Source organism: Streptomyces smaragdinus (assembly GCF_009604385.1).
GTDB lineage: Bacteria > Actinomycetota > Actinomycetes > Streptomycetales > Streptomycetaceae > Streptomyces > Streptomyces smaragdinus.
In genome coordinates this window covers 25,500-46,813 of the sequence record NZ_WEGJ01000024.1, presented here as the reverse complement: position 1 = coordinate 46,813, position 21,314 = coordinate 25,500, and the positions used below count along the sequence as shown (strand labels likewise).

The 21,314-nt window shown below is 72.6% G+C and carries 21 protein-coding genes; 7 read left to right on the top strand and 14 right to left on the bottom strand.

Annotated features, from left to right (window positions below; all coding sequences use genetic code 11):
• Positions 1 to 41 precede the first annotated feature (41 nt).
• Entirely contained in the window at positions 42 to 608 is a 567-nt protein-coding gene (locus tag SRB5_RS24680; RefSeq protein ID WP_323378414.1) for a dihydrofolate reductase family protein, read from the top strand.
• Between the two features lie 130 nt (positions 609 to 738).
• Positions 739 to 1,773, top strand: coding sequence for a fatty acid desaturase family protein (locus SRB5_RS24675; protein WP_153455601.1), 1,035 nt, complete (start codon positions 739 to 741; stop codon positions 1,771 to 1,773).
• Positions 1,774 to 1,787: 14 nt separating this feature from the next.
• Here SRB5_RS24675 and SRB5_RS24670 read toward each other — a convergent pair whose 3' ends face one another.
• The 4 genes from SRB5_RS24670 to qcrB form a co-directional block, all read right to left on the bottom strand.
• Positions 1,788 to 2,300 (bottom strand): GNAT family N-acetyltransferase, encoded by a 513-nt coding sequence (locus tag SRB5_RS24670; protein ID WP_323378413.1) that lies wholly within the window; start codon positions 2,298 to 2,300, stop codon positions 1,788 to 1,790.
• On the bottom strand, positions 2,297 to 2,575 hold the full coding sequence (locus tag SRB5_RS24665; RefSeq protein WP_194293022.1) for a dienelactone hydrolase family protein: 279 nt from the start codon (positions 2,573 to 2,575) through the stop codon (positions 2,297 to 2,299). Before SRB5_RS24665 ends, SRB5_RS24670 begins: the two co-directional genes overlap by 4 nt.
• A 62-nt stretch (positions 2,576 to 2,637) precedes the next feature.
• Complete coding sequence (locus SRB5_RS24660) at positions 2,638 to 3,720, bottom strand: BUD32 family EKC/KEOPS complex subunit (RefSeq protein ID WP_323378412.1); 1,083 nt, start codon at positions 3,718 to 3,720, stop codon at positions 2,638 to 2,640.
• Positions 3,717 to 5,396: a cytochrome bc1 complex cytochrome b subunit gene (gene qcrB, locus SRB5_RS24655; protein WP_153455599.1), complete on the bottom strand. Its 1,680-nt coding sequence runs from the start codon at positions 5,394 to 5,396 to the stop codon at positions 3,717 to 3,719. The genes SRB5_RS24660 and qcrB overlap by 4 nt, the downstream gene beginning before the upstream one ends.
• A 171-nt stretch (positions 5,397 to 5,567) precedes the next feature.
• Here qcrB and SRB5_RS24650 point away from each other — a divergent pair, with 171 nt between their 5' ends.
• Together SRB5_RS24650 and SRB5_RS24645 are read left to right on the top strand one after the other, a co-directional pair.
• Complete coding sequence (locus tag SRB5_RS24650; protein ID WP_153455598.1) at positions 5,568 to 6,011, top strand: RrF2 family transcriptional regulator; 444 nt, start codon at positions 5,568 to 5,570, stop codon at positions 6,009 to 6,011.
• Positions 6,012 to 6,108: 97 nt separating this feature from the next.
• A complete protein-coding gene (locus SRB5_RS24645; protein WP_153455597.1) occupies positions 6,109 to 7,281 on the top strand; it encodes a globin domain-containing protein in 1,173 nt (390 codons plus the stop codon).
• 16 nt (positions 7,282 to 7,297) lie between these two features.
• Here the strand turns inward: SRB5_RS24645 and SRB5_RS24640 are convergent, their stop codons facing one another.
• Entirely contained in the window at positions 7,298 to 8,437 is a 1,140-nt protein-coding gene (locus SRB5_RS24640; protein ID WP_153455596.1) for an ROK family transcriptional regulator, read from the bottom strand.
• Positions 8,438 to 8,559: 122 nt separating this feature from the next.
• Here SRB5_RS24640 and SRB5_RS24635 point away from each other — a divergent pair, with 122 nt between their 5' ends.
• Positions 8,560 to 9,771, top strand: coding sequence for an MFS transporter (locus SRB5_RS24635; protein ID WP_153455595.1), 1,212 nt, complete (start codon positions 8,560 to 8,562; stop codon positions 9,769 to 9,771).
• A 289-nt stretch (positions 9,772 to 10,060) separates the two neighbouring features.
• Here the strand turns inward: SRB5_RS24635 and SRB5_RS24630 are convergent, their stop codons facing one another.
• The 4 genes from SRB5_RS24630 to SRB5_RS24615 form a co-directional block, all read right to left on the bottom strand.
• Positions 10,061 to 10,462 carry a DnaJ family domain-containing protein gene (locus SRB5_RS24630; RefSeq protein ID WP_153455594.1) on the bottom strand — a complete coding sequence of 134 codons (402 nt, stop codon included), beginning with the start codon at positions 10,460 to 10,462 and terminating at the stop codon, positions 10,061 to 10,063.
• A gap of 27 nt (positions 10,463 to 10,489) precedes the next feature.
• Positions 10,490 to 11,047, bottom strand: a complete 558-nt coding sequence (locus SRB5_RS24625) for a PadR family transcriptional regulator (protein ID WP_153455593.1) — start codon at positions 11,045 to 11,047, stop codon at positions 10,490 to 10,492.
• Positions 11,048 to 11,083: 36 nt separating this feature from the next.
• Positions 11,084 to 12,847, bottom strand: a complete 1,764-nt coding sequence (locus SRB5_RS24620) for a bifunctional metallophosphatase/5'-nucleotidase (protein ID WP_153455592.1) — start codon at positions 12,845 to 12,847, stop codon at positions 11,084 to 11,086.
• 97 nt (positions 12,848 to 12,944) lie between these two features.
• The gene (locus SRB5_RS24615; protein ID WP_153455591.1) at positions 12,945 to 14,963 is read right to left on the bottom strand and encodes an FAD-dependent oxidoreductase; all 2,019 of its coding nucleotides are present in this window, start codon (positions 14,961 to 14,963) and stop codon (positions 12,945 to 12,947) included.
• Positions 14,964 to 15,034: 71 nt separating this feature from the next.
• Here SRB5_RS24615 and SRB5_RS24610 point away from each other — a divergent pair, with 71 nt between their 5' ends.
• Positions 15,035 to 15,484: a YchJ family protein gene (locus tag SRB5_RS24610; RefSeq protein WP_153455590.1), complete on the top strand. Its 450-nt coding sequence runs from the start codon at positions 15,035 to 15,037 to the stop codon at positions 15,482 to 15,484.
• Between the two features lie 101 nt (positions 15,485 to 15,585).
• Positions 15,586 to 16,452 carry a universal stress protein gene (locus SRB5_RS24605; RefSeq protein WP_153455589.1) on the top strand — a complete coding sequence of 289 codons (867 nt, stop codon included), beginning with the start codon at positions 15,586 to 15,588 and terminating at the stop codon, positions 16,450 to 16,452.
• A gap of 66 nt (positions 16,453 to 16,518) precedes the next feature.
• Here the strand turns inward: SRB5_RS24605 and SRB5_RS24600 are convergent, their stop codons facing one another.
• The 5 genes from SRB5_RS24600 to SRB5_RS24580 form a co-directional block, all read right to left on the bottom strand.
• Positions 16,519 to 16,767 (bottom strand): hypothetical protein, encoded by a 249-nt coding sequence (locus SRB5_RS24600; protein WP_153455588.1) that lies wholly within the window; start codon positions 16,765 to 16,767, stop codon positions 16,519 to 16,521.
• A 101-nt stretch (positions 16,768 to 16,868) separates the two neighbouring features.
• Complete coding sequence (locus SRB5_RS24595) at positions 16,869 to 18,611, bottom strand: pyruvate dehydrogenase (RefSeq protein ID WP_153455587.1); 1,743 nt, start codon at positions 18,609 to 18,611, stop codon at positions 16,869 to 16,871.
• A gap of 54 nt (positions 18,612 to 18,665) precedes the next feature.
• A complete protein-coding gene (locus tag SRB5_RS24590; RefSeq protein WP_323378409.1) occupies positions 18,666 to 20,030 on the bottom strand; it encodes a peptidase C39 family protein in 1,365 nt (454 codons plus the stop codon).
• A 125-nt stretch (positions 20,031 to 20,155) separates the two neighbouring features.
• Entirely contained in the window at positions 20,156 to 20,377 is a 222-nt protein-coding gene (locus tag SRB5_RS24585; protein ID WP_153455586.1) for a hypothetical protein, read from the bottom strand.
• An 80-nt stretch (positions 20,378 to 20,457) separates the two neighbouring features.
• The gene (locus SRB5_RS24580; RefSeq protein WP_153455585.1) at positions 20,458 to 21,258 is read right to left on the bottom strand and encodes a SigB/SigF/SigG family RNA polymerase sigma factor; all 801 of its coding nucleotides are present in this window, start codon (positions 21,256 to 21,258) and stop codon (positions 20,458 to 20,460) included.
• Positions 21,259 to 21,314: the final 56 nt, after the last annotated feature.

Here is a 21,314-nt window from a genome sequence, read left to right as displayed (position 1 = left end):
ACGGTGGTGGGCCTCCGGCATCCGACACGGGAGGTAAGGCCGTGCGCAAGATCGTGTACACGCATTCGGTGTCCCTGGACGGCTTCTTCGAGGGCCCCGGCCGCGACATCGGCTGGCACTACGTCGACGAGGAACTGCACGCCCACTTCAACGACTACCTCGGCGCGATGGGCGGCTTCCTGAGCGGCCGGGTCACGCATCAGCTGATGGCCGATCACTGGCCCACGGCCGACCAGAAACCGGACGCCTCCCCGACCGAACGGGAGTTCGCCGCGATCTGGCGCGACATGCCCAAGACGGTCTACTCCCGCACCCTGGAGCACGCCGACTGGAACACCACGATCGAGCGCGAGGTCGACCCCGCGAAGATCCGGGCGATGAAGGAGCAGCCCGGCGGCGATCTGGTGGTGAACGGCGCGGTGCTGGCGGCGGAATTCGCCGCCCACGACCTGATCGACGAGTACCGAGTCTACGTGGCCCCGATCCTGCTCGGCCGCGGCGAGCGGAACTTTCCGGACACCGACACGCGGACCCGGCTGACCCTGACCGAAAACCGCACCTTCGGAAACGGGGTCGTACTGCTGCGTTACGACGTGGAGCGGCCCTGAGTCACTGGGGCTAGCCCCCTGTTTCGAGTACCAGTACACGCGCAAGGCTTCGGGTGCTGTCACCAGCGCGTTGGACCGCGCGGACGCCTAGCGTCTATGGTCACGATTCCGATCTTCGACCGGAGGTGCCATGTCGCTGGCCACTGCTCCATCCCCACGGACCAAAGGGTCCGAATTCGCGCCGCTGCTGCGGCAGGTCAAGGAGGCCGGCCTGCTCGAGCGGCGCACGGGGTGGTACACCCGCGGCATCGCGCTCAACCTGGTGGCCCTGGCCGCTCTGGCGGCCGGTGTCCTCGCGTTCGACGGCTCGTGGTGGGTGCTGTTCCTGGCCCTGCCGCTCGCCGTCCTGCACGCCCGTACGGCCTTCGTCGGCCACGACGCCGGGCACGCGCAGATAGCCGACAACCGGCGCCTGCACCGCGCCATCGGCCTCGTCCACGGCAATCTGCTCATCGGCATGAGCAGCGGCTGGTGGAACGACAAGCACAACCGGCACCACGCCAACCCCAACCACGTCGAGAAGGACCCCGACGTCGGAGTCGGCGCCCTGGTCTGGACCCAGCGCCAGGCCGCCGAACGCGAGGGCTTCGCCCGCTGGCTCACCCGCCACCAGGCCGGCCTGTTCTTCCCGATGCTGTTGCTGGAGGGCATCGCGCTGAAGATCACCGGCTGGCAGTACCTGAAGCAGCTGCCGGCGAACGAGCGGCGCGTGGAGGCGCTGCTGCTGTCGGTGCACTTCCTCGGGTACGTGGCCTTCCTGCTGATCGCGATGTCCCCGATGCTGGCGCTGACCTTCGCGCTGCTGCACCACGCCCTGTTCGGCCTGCACCTCGGGATGTCGTTCGCGCCCAACCACAAGGGCATGGAGATGCCGCACGAGGGCGACGGCCGCGAGTGGGGCCATCTGCGGCGCCAGGTCCTCACCTCGCGCAACGTGCGCGGCGGCGCGGTGACCGACTGGATGCTGGGCGGCCTCAACTACCAGATCGAGCACCACCTCTTCCCGAACATGCCGCGCCCCAACCTGCGCCGCGCCCAGGCCATGGTCCGCGACCACTGCGCGTCGCTGGGCCTGCCGTACGTGGAGACGGGAATCGTCGAGTCCTACCGCCAGGCCCTCGCGTACATGCACGAGGTCGGCGAGCCCCTGCGGGCGACGGCCTAGGACCCGGGGCGGCGTCACGGCGCCGCCGCGTAGCAGTGGACGGTCATCAGCTGGGACGGGCTCCAGCGCTGCTCGACGGTGGCCAGCCGCTCCCAGCCCAGCCGCTCGTACAGGGCCGCCGCCGCGGTGTCGGACGCCACGACGTCGAGGACCGGGTGCAGGCCCAGCTCCCGCGCCACCCGGACGGCCCGGCCGAGCAGCAGGGTGCCGACGCCGCGTCCCCTGGCCCGGGGGGCGACGAACAGCCGGCTGACCACGGCGGTCAGCTCCGCGCTCGTCGCGGTGCGCTCGCTCCACAGGCCGGGGGCCAGGTCCCCCGGCCCGCCGCGGGTCAGGCTGACGTGGCCGAGGAGGCGGTCGCCCTGCTCGACGACCAGGGCGGCCAGGGCCGAGTCGTGCGTGAGCCATTCGGCGGGCCGCTCGGGCCAGTTGACCGGGTAGCCGTCGCGGCGGTGCACCTCCGCGAGGAGGTCCACGCACGCCCCGAGGTCGTCGTCGGTCCGGGGACGGACCCGGAGCAGCGTCACGGTGCCAGACCCTCCAGGGCGCCCGGGACGCGCTTCCAGGCGTCGTCGTAGCCGAGCCCGGCGCGCCGTGCCGAACGCCAGTAGAAGTCCGGGGCGATCGCCGCGAAACCGGCCGCCGCCGGCCGCTCACAGACCCGCTCCACCCACGGTGTGACACCGAACAGCTCCATCCCGACGACCATGGTCGCCCGGGGCTTCTGCCCGTCCGGCACGGCCGCGTAGACGTCGGGGCCCTCGGGCAGGCGCGTCCAACGTGCGGAGACCGGATCCACCATGCTTTTCCCCCGGACGAGAAGCGATGAACGCCCGCAGTCTGGCATATGGATGGTCAGGGCACCTAAGGGTTTTTGTAAAGGAGACCGATCTCCTCCGTCGGGCAGGGGACGCGCCTGCTGCGGTGCCGGAAGGCCAGACTGAACCCGGACATCAGCGCGGCCACGGGCGCGTGGCGGGTGAGGAGGGCCGCGACCTCGTCCGGTACGCCGGTGGGGCGTTCGCCGTCCGCGACGGCCTGTACGAGCGCGTGGCGGGCCTCGCGGTCCGCGGGGTGGAAGCCGTACAGGGCGGTGATCAGCCAGTTGACCAGGTACGTGGTGGTGTGGGCGCGGTCGTAGTCCCGGTGGCGGTCGACGAAGTCGGCCTCGTCGGGGGCGAGTTCGAACGCGGAGGAGACGGCGAGGCCGAAGTCCGTGAAGTAGAGGCGGCGGCCGTCGGTGAGGATGTTCTCGAAGTGCGCGTCGAAGTGCAGGAGCCCGCGGTCGTTCATGTACGCGATGCCGGCCGCCAGTTCCCGCTCCACGCCGACGAAATCGGCGCCGTCCCCCGCGTCGATGCGGGCGCTCAACCACTGGTGGAGGTTGTGCGGGATGTACTCCAGGAACAGCGCGATGGTCGCGGGGGCGTCTCGCAGCGCCTCGATCCGTCGGCGTACGGGCTCCCCACCGCCCCAGTAGGCGACGGCCCGTTCGACGTCGGCCAGTTCCTCGGGAAGCGGCAGCGTGCCGGGCACCACCCGCCAGTGGTACAGCAGCGGGAAGCCCTCGTATCCGCCCGCCAGCACCCAGTCCGTCGTCATCGCGTGTGCGGCGAGTTCGCGCCACGCCCCGAAGCCCGGGCCGCCGATGGCGCCGACGCCGTAGTGGCAGAAGCCGGGCAGGCCGAAGAGATTCGCCGTCGACCGTACGTGCTCGGGGCGCCGCTCCAGGTCCGTGAGAGGCACCCGCTTGACGAAGACCGGGGTTCCGGCGACCTCGAGCAGCGCCGACGTCCCGCCGATGCCGGAGCCGAGCGGCACGGCGGTGTCCAGGAGGTCGGCCAGGGCGCCGTCGCCGCTCCCGGTCAGGGAAGCGGCGACGGCGCGGTGGGCGGCCAGCCGGGCGGCGCGGCCGGGCGCCGACCCGGTCGGTGGAGGAGCCGTCACTCCGCCCCGCCCGGCCGGGAGCCCCCGCCGACCGCCTCGCGGTGCCCGTGGCCGTCGTGCAGGGCGTGGAACTCCTCCGCGGTCGGCTTGGGGACCTGGGCGGACGGTCCGTACAGGGCGCGGGAGAGGCGGGTGCGCAGGCGGCCGGTGAGCGTCGTCGGGCGGGGGATGCCGTTGGTGTCCGTCGCGGGGCCCTGGTCCAGGGGGCGGGGCTGGTCGTGCGCGGTGAGGGTGTGCAGGTCGGCCTGCGGGAGCGGGGCGTGGACCTCGGTGAACTCGCCGTGCGGGAGGCGCTTGATCACGCCCGTCTCGCGGCCGTGCAGGACCCGGTCGCGGTCACGGCGCTGCAGCCCGAGGCAGACGCGCTTGGTGACGACGTACGCCACCACGGGCACCACGAAGACCCCGACGCGGATCGCCCAGGTGATGGTGTTGATGGACAGATGCAGCCGGGTGGCCGCGATGTCGTTGCCGCCGCCGACCAGCAGCAGGAAGTACAGGCTCAGCCAGGCCACGCCGACCGCCGTGCGCACCGGGCGGTTGCGCGGCCGGTCCAGCAGATGGTGCTCGCGCTTGTCGCCCGTCGCCCACGACTCGAGGAACGGCCAGAACGCGATCACCATCAGGATCAGCGGGAACAGCGCCAGCGGTATCAGCACCCCGAGCGCCAGGGTGTACCCGCCCACGGTGATCTCCCAGCCGGGCATCGCCCGGATCATCCCCTCGACGAACCCCATGTACCAGTCCGGCTGCGCCCCCGTCGACACCTGGTCGGGACGGTAGGGCCCGTACAGCCAGACGGGGTTGACCGTCACCACCGCCGAGATCGCCGTGATCACGCCGAAGACCAGGAAGAAGAACCCGCCCGCCTTCGCCACGTAGATCGGGTAGAACGGCGCCCCGCGCACCGCCTTCTCCGTCTTGCCGGGGCCCGCCCACTGGGTGTGCTTGTGGTAGACGACGTAGATCAGATGGGCCGTCACCAGCCCCACCATCAGCCCGGGGATCAGCAGGACGTGCAGCGAGTACAGCCGTGGCACCACGTCGTCGCCGGGGAACTCCCCGCCGAAGAAGAACATCGAGAGGTACGAGCCGACCAGCGGCGTGGCCAGGATCGCGCCCTCCATGAAGCGCATGCCCGTACCGGAGAGCAGATCGTCGGGCAGCGAGTAGCCGAAGAGGCCCTCGAACATGCCGAGGACCAGCAGGGTGAAGCCGATCAGCCAGTTGACCTCGCGCGGCCGGCGGAACGAGCCGGTGAAGAAGTGCCGCATCATGTGCAGCACCATCCCGGCCAGGAAGATCAGTGCCGCCCAGTGGTGGATCTGCCGCACCAGCAGCCCGCCGCGCGTGTCGAAGCTGATGTCCAGGGTGGAGGCGTACGCCTCGGACATCCGCACGCCGTTCAGCGGGGCGTAACTGCCGTCGTACACCACCTCGTTCATCGACGGGTGGAAGAAGAGGGTGAGATAGACGCCGGTCAGGATGATGACGATGAAGCTGTACAGGCAGATCTCGCCGAGCAGGAACGACCAGTGGTCGGGGAAGGCCTTGCGCATGTAGCCGCGGGCCAGCCCGTAGATCCCCAGTCTGCTGTCCGCCCAGTCCGCCGCCCGCTCCCCGGCGGGGGCCCTGCCCCGGCGCCCGGCCGGGCCGGTGCTCACTTCGGTGCTCATCGGTGTTGCTCCTCCTCGCCCCGGACGCGCCCGGTCCTGCAGTCACGACGGACGCCGCGGCGGGAATGTGACATGGGGGCGCCGGGTGTGGCGCAGGTCTCATACAGGACGCGTGGCGCCAAGACACCCCCCGAATTGGAGTCTCAGAATCGCATTAGTTAGTGTGCGGTCATGCGGTTGACCAAGGGCACCGACATCGCGCTGCGCATCGCCATGCGTCTCGCGGTGCTGGACGAGACGTCGAATCCGACCACCCGTGAGGTGGCGGAGGCGATCTCGGCTCCGTACAGCCATGTGGCGAAGATCGTCAGCCGGCTCCAGCATCTGGGTGTCGTCGAGGCCAGGCGTGGCAGAGGCGGCGGACTGGTGCTGACCGGGGCCGGCCACTCGGGTTCGCTCGGCCTGCTGGTCCGCCGGCTCGAAGGGGCCGGCGACGTCGTCGGCTGCGAGGACGAGCCGAAGTGTCCGCTGCGGTCGGCGTGCCGGCTGCGCGGTGCGCTGCGCAAGGCGCAGGAGGCGTTCTACGTCTCCCTCGACCCGCTGACGATCGACGACCTCGTCGCGGGGCCGACCGGCCCCGTCCTGCTGAGCCTGACGGCCCGGCCCGACGGGTAGGGCGTAGCCCGACCGGATCATCACAACCTCCCCGTGCCCGGGGTACGTTCCGCATGTCCATAAATGCGCATCTCAGATGCAAATTAGGGAGTAAGAAATGCTGTCTCCTGCCTCCGCCGCGACCGTTCGCGCCTCGCTGCCCGCCGTGGGCGCGGCCATCGGCGACATCACTCCGATCTTCTACGACCGGATGTTCGCCGCCCGTCCTGATCTGCTGCGTGACCTGTTCAACCGCGGCAACCAGGCGAACGGTTCGCAGCGACAGGCCCTCGCCGGCTCCATAGCGGCGTTCGCCACCGCCCTTCTGGAGCACCCGGACGAGCGGCCGGACGCGCTGCTGGCGCGTATCGCCCATAAGCACGTCTCCGTCGGGATCACCCCCGACCAGTACCCGATCGTCCACGAGCACCTGTTCGCGGCGATCGTGCAGGTACTGGGCGAGGCCGTGACCCCGGAGGTCGCCGCCGCCTGGGACGAGGTCTACTGGCTGATGGCGAACGCCCTGATCGCCATCGAGGCCCGGCTGTACGAGGAGGCCGGCGTCGAGCCCGGCAAGCAGTGGCGCACCTACCGGGTCGTCAGCCGCTTCCCGGAGACCGACGACGTCACCACCTTCCTGGTCCGCCCCGAGGACTCAGACCCGCTGCCGGCGTCCAAGCCCGGCCAGTACGTCTCCGTCCAGGTCGAACTGGCCGACGGCGCCCACCAGATCCGCCAGTACAGCCTCTCCGGCCACCCGGACGGCGCCCTGCAGTTCGCCGTCAAGCGGGACGGCGAGGTCTCCACCTTCCTGCACGACAAGGTCGCCGCCGGTGACACCTTGCGGGTCAGCCCGCCGTTCGGCGACGTGTCCCTGAGCGAGGGCGACGGGCCGGTGCTGCTGGCGTCGGCCGGTATCGGCGCCACGCCGATCGTCGGGATGCTGTCGCAGCTGGTCGCCGACGGCTCGGAGCGCCGGGTGATCACCGTGCACGGCGACGCCGACGAGTTCGCGCACGCCTTCCGCACGGACCTCAACCACTACACGGCGAAGCTGGACTCGGCCGAGAGCCACGTCTGGTACGAGAAGCCCGTGGGCGAGTGGCCGGCCGAGCGCACCGGTTACGTGGACCTGTCCCGCCTCGACATCCCGGCCGGCACCACGGCGTACCTGTGCGGCCCGCTGCCGTTCCTGCGCAGCGTACGCACCCAGCTGATCACCGCGGGCGTCCGTCCGGCGGACGTGCACTACGAGGTGTTCGGCCCGGACCTCTGGCTCGCCCAGGACTGATCCGCAGCCCCGCGGGTCACCCCACCGCGGGGAACAGCGCCTCCTGTGCCGCCTCCCGGGCGGCCAGGAGGGCGCCGCGCAGGACGCCCGTGTCGCCGAAGTCCGCCGGGCGGACCTCCGTCGACAGCGGGGACAGGCCGGCCAGCCGGTCCGCCACACGCGCGGCGAGGCCCTCGCCGCCCGCCCGCCCCAGCTCACCGCCCAGGACGACGCATCCCGGGTCGAGGATCGCGGTGGCCGCCGCGGCCCCGACGGCGACGCGCTCGGCGTACACGTCGACGACCGCCTCCGCCTCGAGCAGCTCCGCCGCCGGACCCGAGGGGTCCAGCCCGTGTACGGCGGCCAGTTGACGCAGCCCCGCCGCGCCCACCAGCTCGTGGAACCCCCCGGTGCAGTCACCCGGCGACGGCAGCCCCGAGCCGCCCGGCACCGGCATGAACGCGATCTCGCCCGCGCCGCCCGACCGCCCCCGGCGCAACTCGCCGTCCAGGACCACCGCCCCACCCGTCCCCTCGCCGAGCCAGAAGAACACGAACGAGTCCAGCCCCCGCGCCGCACCCAGCCGGTGCTCGGCGACGGCCGCCAGATTGGTCTCGTTCTCCACCACCACCGCGGCCCCGAGCCGCTCGTGCAGCACCGCCGGCAGCTCGCGGTGCCAGTCGAAACCGGCCACGTTGCGCAGCTGCCCCGTCGCCGGGTCGATCATCCCGGGCGCGCCGACGGCGATGCTGTGCAGCGCGTCCGCGCCCGCCTCGGCCGCCGCGCTCTCCAGCAGGTCCACCGCCTGCCGCAGGGCCTCCCCGGTCGGGGCCGCCGGGTCGATCGGCCGCTCGGCGCGGGCCCGTTCGGTGCCCAGCAGATCGGCGACCAGCACCCGGATCCCCTGCTGGCGCACGTCCAGCGCCGCGAGGTGGGCGCGGTCCGCGACCAGCCCGTACAGCTTGGCGTTGGGCCCGCGGCGCCTGGCCTCCGAGGCGCCGGCGACCTCGATCAGCCCGGTGTCCTGGAGCCGTTGGACGAGGTCGGAGACGGTCGGCCGGGCGAGGCCGGTCAGCTCCTTGAGCTCGCTGACCGAGAGCGGGCCGTGCTCCTGCAGCATGCGCAGGGCCAGCCGGTCGTTCATGGCGCGGGCGGTGCTCGGCGTTGCGGGTGGCATGGAGTGATCCTGTCAGAAGTTTCCGGCGTGTTTTCTGGAAGGGTTCCTGTTATTTCTTTCTTTCTGGAAGGCTCCCTGATAGTTTAGCTGCCGTGGAGGGAGTAACGATGGAGGGGAACCGCATGTCCGGCGAAGGCCGACAGTTGTTGAAGAGGGGACACATCGCGATCGCGGCCGTGTTCTGCGTCCACGGGGTGGTGTCGGGCAGCTTCGCCACCCGGATCCCCTGGATCCAGGACCACGCGGGACTGTCCGCCGGCCGGCTGGGCCTGGCCCTCGCGCTGCCCGCGATCGGCAGCGCCGTGGCCGGACCGGCGACCGCGGCGATCAGCCGGCGGTTCGGCGCCCGCCGGGCGCTGCGCGGGCTGCTGGTGCTGTGGACGCTGTCACTCGCGCTGCCGAGTCTGGCGTCCGGGCTGGGCACCCTGGCCGTGGCGCTGTTCCTCTTCGGCGCCGCCGCGGGCGCGTCGGTCGTCCAGCTCAACGCCGTGGGCGCCGACACCGAGCGGCGGCTGGGGCGGTCGGTCATGTCGAGCCTGCACGGCATGTGGAGCGCCGGGGCGCTGATCGGCTCCGCGAGCGGTGCGCTGGCCGCGCAGCTCGGGGTCGACGCCCGGCTGCATCACGCGGTGACCGCGCTGCTCCTGACCGGCGCCGGGCTGCTCGCCGTGCGGGGGGTGCTGGACGTACGGGCCGAGCCCGAGAGGGAGGCGGCGCCGCGGTTCGCGCTGCCGCCGCGGGCGGTGGCGCTCATCGGGGTCGTGGCGTTCTGCGCCTCGTTCGCGGAGGGCGTGAGCCTCAACTGGTCGGGCGTGTACCTGAAGGACGAGCTGGCCGCCTCCCCGGGGGTCGCGGCGGCGACCACCACGGCGTTCGTGCTGATGATGGCTCTGGTACGGCTGGTCGGCGACCGGGTGGTCAACCGCTTCGGGGCGGTACGCACCGTCCGTTGGGGCGGCGTGCTGGCCACCGCCGGCGGGCTGCTGGTGGTCGGGGCGCCCGCGGCGGGTGTCGCGGTGGCGGGGTTCGCGCTGATCGGGCTGGGCGTCGCCGTGGTCCTTCCGCTGGCGTACGCGGCGGCGGCGACCCGCGGGCCGTCCGCGGCGCGGTCCATCGCCGGCGTGGCCACGTTCACGTACGTCTCCGGGCTGATCGCGCCGTCGCTGGTCGGCGGGATCGCCGATCTCGCCTCCCTGGGGGCGTCCTTCGGGGTGGTCGTGGTGCTGACCGGGGGGCTGGCGGCGGGCGCCGGGCTGCTGCGCAGGGAGACGGCCGGGGCTCCGGTGGCGCCGCGGGCCGCCGATGTCCGGATCCCTACGCCTCAGGAAGGGTGACGCCCGGGTGATGTCGTCCCCGCGGAGTACGGTCGAGGGCACGGGTGCCTCCTTCGACGGAGGTCCGCGGCCTTCGGACGGGCGATGCGGGGTGAGGTCCGCCGGAGGAGGGTAAGGAGGACAGAACACCACCAGGGAGGGCGACATGAACCAGCAGATCCGTATCCGCGTACGTCCCCGGCCGCTCCCGCGCCGTGAGCGCGAGCTCGACCTGAGAACGCCGTCGGGCCGCCCCCTGCCCTATTAGGGCCCCGTATGACGTCCCCGACCGGCTACGGGTGAGCCGGTCTCAGCCCTCCCGTTCCTCCCGCCACCGCGCGGCGACCGCGTCCACGTCGATGGGGCCCATGTTCAGGGGCGGGCCCATCGGCGGGCGGCGGATCGCCTCGCGGATCTTCTCGTTGACCTCGTCCAGCAGCGCCCGCAGGGCCCGCTCCGACGGCGCGGTGCGCGCCGCCTCCAGCGCGTCCTCCGCCTCCTTGCGCAGCACCAGCGTGGGCGGCAGCGCCGACAGATTCTCCCGGGCCAGCTTCTGCTTGACCCACCACAGCTCGTCGTAGGGCGCGCTGTCGCCCGGCAGTGGCTTTCCCTTGCCGGGCAGATCGTCGAACGCGCCCCGTTCGGTGGCCTCCCGGATCTGCCGGTCGACCCATGACTCGAAACTCACACTCGGCGGCTTTCGCTCAGTCATGGGTCCATGGTCGCAAACGGCGCGTGTTCACCCGGGCGCGCCCTTGTCGCGCTCCATCCCCTCCAGCTCCGCGATGGCCTCCGTGAGCCACGCCGTCCAGTGGCCCTCCAGCCCGATCCCCGCCTTCAGCACCAGATACCGCAGCCGCTGCGCCGCCGGGGGATCGGGGGCCGCGAAGTCCCGCTCCTGGATCCGCTCGTACTCCGCCAGCTGCCGCGTGTGCAGCTCCCGGTGCCGCCGCAGCTCCGCCAGCAGCCCGTCCGTACCCACCACGGCCGCCGCCCGCAGCCGCAGGAACAGCGGCTCCCGCTGGATCCGCGGATCCTGCTCGGTGCCCACCCACGCGGTGAGCTCCGCCCGGCCCGCGGGCAGCACCTCGTACTCGCGCTTCTGCCCGCGGGCGGGCTGATCCGACGGCAGTACGCGGATCAGCCCGCCCTGTTCGAGCCGGCCCAGCTCCCGGTAGATCTGCTGGTGCGTCGCCGACCAGAAGTAGCCGATCGACATGTCGAAGCGGCGGGTGAGCTCCAGACCGGACGACGGCTTCTCGAGCAGCGCGGTGAGGATGGCGTGCGGGAGGGACATGCCGTAGATCCTAGGGAGCGCACCGCGCCACCCCGGTCACCTCCCCACGAAGGTGATCCGCCCGGGCGCCGGGGGGTCGAAGGGGTCGGTCTCGGACGAGTGGTTCTGCAGGTACTCGACCGCCGCGTCCAGATCGGTCACGTCACCGCCCTCGCGGTCCGTGCCCTGGGTGAACGTGGGGAAGCCGTTGCCCCCGTTGGCGAGGAAGTCGTTCACCGTCACCCGGTACGTGGCGTCCGGCGTCACCGGCACCCCGTTCACCGTGACCGTGTCCGCCAGCAGCCGGTCGCCGCCCGTGCGGCTCATGTCCACCGAGTACGCGAGCGCCGAGGACAGCTGCAGGAACCGCGGGGCGGACTCGTTCTCGCCGGTCAACTGCTCGCGCAGCACGGTGAGCAGCTGCTCGCCGGTGAGCGTCATCGTCCACAGCGGGCCCTCAAACGGCTGGGTGCGGTACACGTCGGCGAACGTGACCTTCCCGCCGTCCTTGTACACCAGGTCGGCGCGCATCCCGCCGGGGTTCAGGAGCGCCAGGTCGGCGCCGTAACCGGTGGTGGCCTCCGTCTGCGCGTCGGTGAGCATGCTGCCGAGGGGGGTCTCCTCCAACGGCGAGCCGCGGCCCGGCAGATCGTCGGAGATATAGCCGACCACCCGGTTCGCGACGTCCTGGGAGCGCTCGCGCCAGGTCTCGACCAGCTTGGTCATCGCGGGCTGCTTCGGCGTGGTGACGGGCACCACCTGGTTCGTCGCGCTCACGGACCGGCGCACGACCTCCCCGCGGCGGTCGAGGCTGAAACGCAGGTCGGTGAAGGAGCGCCCGAACGAGTCGGCCTGCGTCACCGACCGGGGCAGACCGGCCGGGTCGGTGACCGTGCACTCGAACGAGTCGTGGGAGTGGCCGCTGACGATCAGGTCGACCTGCGCCGGCGCCTTCTCGGCGATCGTCTTGATCCGGCCCCGCAGCGCCGACCCGGGCCCGTCGGCGTCGCAGTCGGCACTGCCGGCCACCCCGTTGACCTCCTCGCCCTCGTGGATCAGGAGCACCTGCGCCCGCACGCCCTTGCGGCGCAGCTCCCTGGAGTAGCGCTCGATGACCGGCACCTCGTCGTGGAACTCCACGTCGGGGATCTGCGCCTTGTTGATGGCCTCGGGCGCGTTCTTGGTGACCAGTCCGATGAACCCGATCCGCTGCCCGCCGGGCAGCGTCTTGATGGTGTACGGGCGCAGCAGCGGCGTCGTGCTGCCCTTGCGGGTGACGTTGGCGGCGAGATACGGGAAGTCCGCGCCGGTGTACGGGTCGCCGGGGGCGCAGCCGTCCTCCGGGTGGCAGCCCCCGTTCACCATGCGCTCGAGCTCCGCGGCGCCCTCGTCGAACTCGTGGTTGCCGACGGAGGACGTGGTGAGGCCGAGCTGCTCCAGGGCGTGGACCGTCGGCTCGTCGTGGAACAGCGCGGACAGCAGCGGGCTGCCGCCGATCATGTCGCCGGCCGCCACGACCATCGAGTTCGCCCGGTCGGCGCGGGCCCGCTCGACCAGCGTGGCCAGCTGCGGCATACCGCCGGCCTGGACCGGGTCGCCGCGGTGGACGACCCGGCCGGCCGCGCCGTCGACGGGGTCGAGGTTGCCGTGCAGGTCGTTCAGCGCGATGAGCTGGACGGGGGTGGTCCGCTGGGCCTCGGCCGGGGCCGCCGCCGTGGCCGCGGGGACGCACAGGGCCAGGCCCAGGGCGGCCGTCACGCAGGCGGTTGCGGTCCGCCGCAGCGCGGACGGGCGGGGTAGTGGATGAGAGAAGTTGATCACTCTCTGAAGTTATTCAGCTACGGAATGTAGTCACGGGCGACGCGCCGACACGATCGGGTGCGACTCTCCCGGGGGTCGGCCCCGGGAGAGCGCGATGTCAGAGCGTGGCCGCCAGCCGGGTGCCCTGGTCGATGGCCCGCTTGGCGTCCAGCTCCGCCGCCACGTCCGCGCCGCCGATCAGATGCGCCGCCACCCCGGCCGCCCGCAGCTCGTCGTACAGCTCCCGGCGCGGCTCCTGGCCCGTGCACAGCACCACCGTGTCGACCGGTAGCACGCTGCTCTCGCCGTCCACCGTGAGATGCAGCCCCGCGTCGTCGATCCGGTCGTACGAGGCGCCCGCGATCATCGTCACCCCGCGCTGCCGGAGCTCCGCGCGGTGGATCCACCCCGTCGTCTTGCCCAGCCCCGCACCGACCTTGCTGGTCTTGCGCTGCAGCAGGAACACCGTCCGCGGCGGCTTCGACCGCCGGGGCGCGGCCAGCCCGCCCGCCCCGGTGTACGCGGTGTCGACGCCCCACTGCCGGAAGAAGACCTCCGGGTCCCGGGCGGCGCCCTCGCCCTCGTCGGTGAGGAACTCCGCCACGTCGAACCCGATCCCGCCCGCCCCGACGACCGCGACCCGCTCCCCGACGGCGGCGCCGTCGCGCAGCACGTCCAGATAGCCGAGCACCGTGGGGTGGTCCTGGCCCGGGATGCCGGGCGTGCGGGGGGTGACGCCGGTGGCGACCACCACCTCGTCGTAGCCCGTCAGTTCACCCGCGCCGACGGCGGCGCCCAGCCGGACGTCCACCGCGAGGTCGGCGAGGCGGGTGCGGAAGTAGCGCAGCGTCTCGTCGAACTCCTGCTTGCCGGGCACCTTGCGGGCGACGTTCAGCTGTCCGCCGATCTCGTCCGCCGCGTCGAACAGCGTGACCGAGTGCCCCCGTTCGGCCGCCGACACCGCGCACGACAGCCCGGCGGGACCCGCGCCGACCACGGCGACACGCTTGGCACGCCGGGTGGGGGACAGGGCGAGCTCCGTCTCGTGGCAGGCCCGGGGGTTGACCAGACAGGACGTGATCTTGAGGCTGAACGTGTGGTCCAGGCACGCCTGGTTGCAGCCGATGCACGTGTTGATCGCCTCAGGCCGGCCGGCCGCGGCCTTCGCCACGAACGCCGGGTCGGCGAGGAACGGGCGCGCCATCGACACCAGATCCGCCCGCCCCTCGGCCAGCACCCGCTCGGCCACCTCCGGGGTGTTGACGCGGTTGCTGGTGACCAGCGGGATCGACACCGCGCCCATCACCCGCTCGGTCACCCAGGTGTACGCGCCGCGCGGCACCGACGCCGCGATGGTCGGGATCCGCGCCTCGTGCCAGCCGATGCCGGTGTTCAGGATCGTCGCGCCGGCCGCTTCGATGCCCTTGGCCAGCGTCACGACCTCGTCCAGGGTCGAGCCGCCGGGCACCAGGTCCAGCATGGACAGCCGGTAGATCACGATGAAGTCCGGCCCGACCCGCTCCCGCACCCGGCGCACGATCTCCAGCGGGAACCGGGTCCGGTTCTCGTACGAGCCGCCCCACCGGTCGTCGCGGTGATTGGTCCCCGCGGCGATGAACTCGTTGATCAGATAGCCCTCGGAGCCCATGATCTCGACCCCGTCGTACCCCGCCTTCCGCGCCAGCCCGGCCGCGCGCGCGAAGTCCTCGACGGTCTGCTCGACCTCGGCGTCCGTGAGCGCGTGCGGCGGGAAGGGGCTGATCGGCGCCTGGAGGGCGCTCGGGGCGACCAGGTCCTGGTGGTAGGCGTACCGGCCGAAGTGCAGGATCTGCATCGCGATCCGCCCGCCCTCGGCGTGCACCGCGTCGGTGATCACCCGGTGCTGCTCCACCTCCCCGGCGGTGGTGAGCTTCGCGCCGCCCTCCCAGGGGCGGCCGGCCTCGTTCGGCGCGATGCCGCCGGTGACGATCAGGCCGACGCCGCCGCGGGCGCGCTCGGCGTAGAACGCCGCCATCCGGGCGAAGCCGTTCTCGGCCTCCTCCAGGCCCACATGCATCGAGCCCATGATCACGCGGTTGGGGAGGGTGGTGAACCCCAGGTCGAGGGGGCTCAGCAGCTGAGGGTACGCATGGCTCATGGAACCGTTGTAGCGTGCCCGGCGCCGGTTGTGCAACCAGTTGCATAAAGCGTTGTGAAACCAGTTGCATAATGAGGGGTGCGGGAGCCCGCCGGGAGCACAATGGACCCGTGAGCACGTCCAAGCACCGTCGCAAGACCTCTCCCGACTCCGGCCCCTGCCCCTGCGGCCTCCCCGCCGACTACGCCGACTGCTGCGGCCGGCTGCACGCCGGCACCGCGGCCGCGACCACCGCCGAGGAGCTGATGCGCTCCCGGTACACCGCCTTCGCCGTCCACGACGAGGCGTATCTGCTGCGCACCTGGCATCCCGTCGCCCGCCCGGCCAGGATCGACTTCGACCCCGGGCTGCGCTGGCGGCGGCTGGAGATCCTCGACACCGTGGCGGGCAGCGCCTTCCACGACACCGGCGTCGTGGAGTTCCGCGCCCACTACACGCAGGACGGGGAGCGCGGCGAGATGCGCGAGCGCAGCCGCTTCGTACGGCTGGACGGGGCGTGGGTCTACACCGCCGCCCTCTGAGCACCCCGGCAGGGGCCGAACAGCCCCTGCCGGACGGCGGCCGCCGGGGTGGAGGCTGGGGGCACGGAACGGGACGGCGCAGCGAAGGCCGGTGAGTCTGCATGGAACCGCCACTCGTCGTCGGCGTCGACGGCTCCGAGGCCGCCCTGCGGGCCGTGGACTGGGCGGCCGACGAGGCCGCCCTGCACGGCATCCCGCTGCGGCTGGTGCACGCCGCCGTCTGGGAGCGGTACGAGGGGCTCGACCCGGCGTTCGGCCCCGTACGGCAGGCGGAACGGCTGACGGCCGACCGGCTCCTGACCGCCGCCGCCGACCGCGCCGCCCGCCGCCAGCCGACGGTGCGGACCGACTCCGTCGTGATCCCCGACGCCGCCGCGGAGGCCCTGCTCACCGCCGGGGGCGACGGGTTCGCGCTGGTCATCGGATCCCGCGGGCACGGCGCGCTGCACGGCGTCCTCCTGGGCTCCGTGAGCCTCGCGGTGGCCGGCCGCGCCCACTGTCCGGTCGTCGTCGTACGCGGCGAGCCCCGGACCGGCCGCCGCCGGGTGCTGGTCGGGGTGGGGGACCGGGGCGCGGGGGCGGCGGCGCTGGACTTCGCCTTCCGCGAGGCGGCGGCGAGCGGCGCCGCGCTCGAGGCCGTACGCGCCTGGCGCTGCCCCGTACGGGAGGAACTCGGCCACCCGATGCTCGCCCTCGACGAGGCGGACAGCCACGAGTCCCGCGCCCGGACCTTCCTCACCGACGCCCTGGCCCCCGCCCGCCTGCGCCACCCCGGGACCCGGGTCCGCCCGCTGACCGCCGAGGGTCCGGTACGGCGCGTCCTGCTCGAGGCGGCCGTCAGCGCGGACCTGCTGGTCCTGGGCGCCACCCGCGGCCACGCCGCCCGCACGGCGACCCAGCTCGGCCCCGCGGTGCACAGCCTGCTCCACCGGGCGCCGTGCCCGGTGGCGGTGATCCCGGAGGCGTGAGGGTCCGGCGGGAGTACGGCACGGGGGTACGGATCGTGTCCCGTACCCCCGTGCCGTACTCCCGCGTCACGAACTCTCGTGCTCCGCGATCTCCGCCGCCTCGATCAGCCGCCAGCCCAGCTCACGCGCCTCGTGCGGGCTCAGGGAGGCCCACGCGTGCGAGGCGCCCTCGCGCTCCGGGCCGACGTCCAGGGTGACCCGGGCGACCCGGTGGCCGGGAACGCCGAGGCGCAGCCGGCGGATCGAGATCAGCCGACCGCATGTGGTGCGCATCGGGGCCGTCGCGGACAGCCCCGGCTCTCTGGACTCCTGCATCCCGACTGCCCTCCGGAGGATGGTGTGACCGGTTGACTTCCTGTCAAGGACAGCGTCCGTGCGCGGCGTCGTATTCCGCCGCCGGGCCGGACGGAAGCCCCTCACGGGCGCGGGATGTTCCGCAGGTTCGACCGGGCCAGGTCCAGCATCGTCCCCACCCCGCCGTCCAGCACCGTCCGCCCGGCCGCCAGCGCGAAGCCCGCCACCTGCGAGGCCGTGACGTGCGACGGGATGGACAGCGCGTTGGGGTCGGTGACGAGTTCGACCAGCGCCGGTCCCGGCCTGCCCAGCGCCTCGCGCAGCACGCCCTCGACCTCCGTCGGCTTCTCCACCCGCCAGGACGGCATGCCGATGCCCCGGGCGATCGCCGCGTAGTCCACCGGCGCGTGGTCCGTCTCGTACGCGGGCAGCCCGTCGACGAGCATCTCCAGCCGCACCATGCCCAGCGACGCGTTGTTGAAGACGACCGTCTTCACGGCCAGATCGTGCTGCCCGACGGTGATGAGCTCGCCGAGCAGCATGCTCAGCCCGCCGTCGCCGGACAGCGAGATCACCTGGCGGCGCCGGTCGGTGAACGCGGCGCCGATCGCGTGCGGCAGCGCGTTGGCCATGGTGCCGTGGCTGAACGAACCGATCACCCGGCGGCGGCCGTTGGGCGTCAGATAGCGGGCGGCCCACACGTTGTTCATCCCGGTGTCCACGGTGAACACCGCGTCGTCCGCCGCGATCTCGTCCAGCACCCGCGCCGCGTACTCCGGATGGATCGGGACGTGCGACTCCACATCGCGCGCGTACGCCTCGACGACCTTCGTCAGCGCCCGCTCGTGCTTGGTGAGCATCGCGTCCAGGAACCGCCGGTCCCGCTTCGGCCGCAGCAGCCTCTGCAGGGCGTCCAGGGTGGCCGCCACATCGCCGTGCACGCCGAGCTCCAGCGGCGTGCGGCGGCCCAGCCGGGTCGCGTCGCGGTCGATCTGCACGGTGTGCGCCTGTGGCAGGAACGCGTCGTACGGGAAGTCCGTGCCCAGCAGCAGCACCAGATCGGCCTCGTGCAGCGCGTCGTAACAGGCGCCGTAGCCCAGCAGCCCGATCATCCCGACGTCGAACGGATTGTCGAACTGGATCCATTCCTTGCCCCGCAGCGTGTGCCCGACCGGCGCCTGCACCGTCTCCGCCAGCCGCATCACCTGCGCGTGCGCGTCCCGTACACCCGCGCCCGCGAACACGGCGACCTTCTTCGCGCCGTTCACCAAGTCCGCCAGCGCCCGCACGGCGCTCTCGGGCGGCACCACGGTGCCGGGGGTGACGCAGGGGACGTTGCGGCCGGTGGGGTTCGCGGCCGGCTTGTCGGCGATGTCGCCGGGGAGCACCAGCACCGAGACGCTGCCCGCGCCGAGCGCCTGCTGGGCGGCGATCCGGGCGATACGGGGCATCTGCTCGGGCTGCGAGATCAGTTCGACGTAGTCCGCCGCCTCGGCGAAGAGCTGCTCCGGGTGGGTCTCCTGGAAGAAGCCGCTGCCGATCTGGTGCGAGGGGATGTGGGCGGCGATCGCCAGCACCGGCGCCCCGCTGCGCTTCGCGTCGTACAGGCCCTGCACGAGATGGGTGTTGCCCGGGCCGCAGGAGCCCGCGCACACGGCGAGGGAGCCGGTGAGCTGCGCCTCCGCGGCGGCGGCGAAGGCGGCGGCCTCCTCGTTGCGGACGTGCACCCACTCCAGCTTGCCGCCGCTGCGGCGGATGGCGTCGACCAGCGGGTTGAGGCTGTCGCCGACCACGCCGTAGATCCGTTTGACCCCGTACTGGAGCAGGACCTCGAGGAGTTGCTCGGCGACCGTCCGCTTGGCCATGGTTCGTCCTTTCCTCGGCAGTCGTTCGGCGGGACAACCTGTCCGCCGTGGGGATCATTCCCGGGCGGCGCGGATACCGGCCGCCGTGGCCAGCGCCTCGCGCTGCTTCGCGGTGATCTCGTCCGGCCAGTAGATGTAGGCGATGCCGCCGGGGCCGGAGACCGTCTTCTTCTTCCGGTCGTGGCGCCGGGTGCGCAGCCAGATGTTCTCGAAGCTCCGGCGGCCGTAGACCCGGCGGACGTCCTTGTTGGTGGCGCCCGCCGGATCGTTGACGATCACGTCCCCGGCGGCGGTGAAGCCGGCGATCACCATGATGTGGCCGGCCGTGCCGTACGTGGCGCCGCTCAGTTCGCCGGGGAGGAACGACATCGACGTGATCACGGGGATGCCCGCGGCGACCAGCGTCTCCGCGTCGCCCAGGGAGCGCAGCCGGGTGACGACGCCGTTCATGCCCGGGTAGGTGGCGGCGTAGGCGGCGTTGAACGGCCAGTTCCCGCAGCCCTCGTACTGGAAGTCGTAGGTCTGCCGGGCCGCGTGGCAGACCTGGGGGTCCGCGTACGCCGGGTCGACCCAGGCCAGTTGGGTGCGGGTGGGGCGGCGGCCCCAGTACGCGAGCACCATCTGGGTGGACGTGGGGCTGCACCAGGCCTCGCCGCCGTCGTCGTACTGCGGGTACTGGCCGGCGTGCGTCTCCTGCGAGTACGCCGGTACGGCCAGCTCGCGCCCCGCGCCCGCGCCGGGGACGGACGCCGGGACGGTGAACCGCTGCGGCAGCCCCGACGCCATCACCGACAGCCGCCGCAGCCGGGGCGTGCGGTCGCTGCCGGGCGTGCGGTAGAGGGTGACGCGCACCTGGTACGACGTCAGCCGGAGGCGGCCCGCGGGGTCGGTGAGGGCGAAGGTGTCCGTCGAGACGGACGCCGCCCGGTCCTTCTGGTCGTCCACCGACGTGCGCCGGATGTCGGTGTCGGCCGCCGCCCAGCGGCCCATCACCACCCACGGTGAGTCGCTGCCGTCGCTGTAGCGGCCGCGCAGCTCGAGCTGGAGCCAGGTGCCGCGCGGGGTGTCGGCGTTCCACGACACCACCGCCTCCGTGGCGCCGCGCCCGGGCAGCTCGCGGCGGGGGGAGAGCCACGTCGCGTACTCCCAGGGGGACGGCGCCTTGATGGTGCGGTGCGGGTCGGTGTACGTGATGATGCCCCGGGGCTCGCCGATCACCAGCCGTTGTCCGTGCACCCGGGTGCCCTCGCCGCGGCCGGCGCGGAAGTCGCGGGCAAAGGCCCAGTCGTGGTGGTCGACCCCGTGCGCGTCCGCCGCCCGGGCCGTCGCGGTGGGTGCGGTCGCCGGGACCGTGGCGGCGGCCAGCGCGGCGGCGAGGAGGGCGCGGCGGGGGAGCCGGCGGACGGGGGGACCGGGCACGGCGGGGCCTCCAGGCGGTCGCGGTCGTACGGGTTCGGTACGACTATCCGCTCCCGGAGGGGCCGATGCGAGGAGCCGGAGGCCGCGTCGTACGAGTCATTCGGGGGTATTTGTCACCGCCGCGGCTACTGGATGTACCGGTGCTCCTCGACCACCGGCGCCGCCGGCGGGGGTGCCTGCATACGCCGGCGCTTGTAGATGCTGACGTACGCGCCGACGCCGAAGATCCCGACGAGGATCATGATCAGGCCCACCAGGTCGATGTTGACCGCCTCCGGATTCCAGTCGACGCCGACCAGCAGGATGGCTCCGGCGGCGATCAGGAAGATGCATCCGCCCATGCTCATGGAATACCGCCTTTCGGTTCGGACCGGGTCACCGGTCCGGTCGCGCACGGGTACCCGGCGTGCGGGACGCCAACCGGGTGTCAGCCCGGTGCCTCCACCTCGTCACGGATCCGGCCGCAGGTGCGGCTGAGCAGCCGGGACACGTGCATCTGGGAGATACCCAGCTGTTCGGCGATCCCGCGCTGCGTCATCCCGCGGAAGTAGCGCATGTAGAGGATGCTGCGCTCCCGTTCCGGCAGGTTCCGCAGACAGGGGCGCACCGCCTCGCGCCGTACCACCCGCTCGTAGCCCTGGTCGTGGCCGCCGAGGGTGTCCAGCAGCGAGTAGCCGTCCTCCGCGTCGGCGATCGCGGCGTCCAGCGAGAGCACCGCGTAACTGTCCAGCGCCTCCAGCCCGGTCCGCACCTCCTGCGGCGTCAGCCCGGACCGCTCGGCGAGCTGCTCCACACCGGGACGCCTGCCGTCCGGCGAACGGCACAGCTCGTGGTCGGCGGCGCGGACCCGATTGCGCAGCTCCTGGACCCGGCGGGGTACGTGCACGCCCCACATGTGGTCGCGGAAGTGGCGTTTGAGCTCGCCGGTGATGGTCGGCACCGCGTAACTCTCGAACGCGGAGCCGTGCGCCGGGTCGTAGCGCAGGACGGCCTTCACCAGGCCGAGATGCGCCACCTGACGGAGATCCTCCAGGCTCTCGCCGCGGCCCTTGAACTGCCGGGCGAGCCGGGCGGCCATGGGCATCCACGCCTCGACGACCTCGTGCCGGAGGCGGTCGCGCTCCGGTCCGGGGTCCATCGCCGCGAGCCTGGTGAACGCGGCGGCCGTGTCGGGCGCGTCGTCGTGGGGATGCCTGGGTTTGCGTCGTGTGCCGATGGCGGGGGGCATGGGGTACGACTCCCTCCTCGGTGGACAACTCGTCGTCACCGCGGGGGCGAGGCGTC

Excerpts from the sequence above, each read along its gene's own strand:
- SRB5_RS24615 (WP_153455591.1), bottom strand. The coding sequence starts at position 14,963 with ATGAGCCATGCGTACCCTCAGCTGCTGAGCCCCCTCGACCTGGGGTTC.
- SRB5_RS24585 (WP_153455586.1), bottom strand. The coding sequence starts at position 20,377 with ATGAGCATGGGCGGATGCATCTTCCTGATCGCCGCCGGAGCCATCCTG.
- qcrB (WP_153455599.1), bottom strand. The coding sequence starts at position 5,396 with ATGAGCACCGAAGTGAGCACCGGCCCGGCCGGGCGCCGGGGCAGGGCC.
- SRB5_RS24625 (WP_153455593.1), bottom strand. The coding sequence starts at position 11,047 with ATGTCCCTCCCGCACGCCATCCTCACCGCGCTGCTCGAGAAGCCGTCG.
- SRB5_RS24650 (WP_153455598.1), top strand. The coding sequence starts at position 5,568 with ATGCGGTTGACCAAGGGCACCGACATCGCGCTGCGCATCGCCATGCGT.
- SRB5_RS24595 (WP_153455587.1), bottom strand. The coding sequence starts at position 18,611 with ATGGCCAAGCGGACGGTCGCCGAGCAACTCCTCGAGGTCCTGCTCCAG.
- SRB5_RS24610 (WP_153455590.1), top strand. The coding sequence starts at position 15,035 with ATGAGGGGTGCGGGAGCCCGCCGGGAGCACAATGGACCCGTGAGCACG.
- SRB5_RS24605 (WP_153455589.1), top strand. The coding sequence starts at position 15,586 with ATGGAACCGCCACTCGTCGTCGGCGTCGACGGCTCCGAGGCCGCCCTG.
- SRB5_RS24665 (WP_194293022.1), bottom strand. The coding sequence starts at position 2,575 with ATGGTGGATCCGGTCTCCGCACGTTGGACGCGCCTGCCCGAGGGCCCC.
- SRB5_RS24645 (WP_153455597.1), top strand. The coding sequence starts at position 6,109 with ATGCTGTCTCCTGCCTCCGCCGCGACCGTTCGCGCCTCGCTGCCCGCC.
- SRB5_RS24675 (WP_153455601.1), top strand. The coding sequence starts at position 739 with ATGTCGCTGGCCACTGCTCCATCCCCACGGACCAAAGGGTCCGAATTC.
- SRB5_RS24580 (WP_153455585.1), bottom strand. The coding sequence starts at position 21,258 with ATGCCCCCCGCCATCGGCACACGACGCAAACCCAGGCATCCCCACGAC.
- SRB5_RS24630 (WP_153455594.1), bottom strand. The coding sequence starts at position 10,462 with ATGACTGAGCGAAAGCCGCCGAGTGTGAGTTTCGAGTCATGGGTCGAC.
- SRB5_RS24600 (WP_153455588.1), bottom strand. The coding sequence starts at position 16,767 with ATGCAGGAGTCCAGAGAGCCGGGGCTGTCCGCGACGGCCCCGATGCGC.
- SRB5_RS24640 (WP_153455596.1), bottom strand. The coding sequence starts at position 8,437 with ATGCCACCCGCAACGCCGAGCACCGCCCGCGCCATGAACGACCGGCTG.
- SRB5_RS24635 (WP_153455595.1), top strand. The coding sequence starts at position 8,560 with ATGTCCGGCGAAGGCCGACAGTTGTTGAAGAGGGGACACATCGCGATC.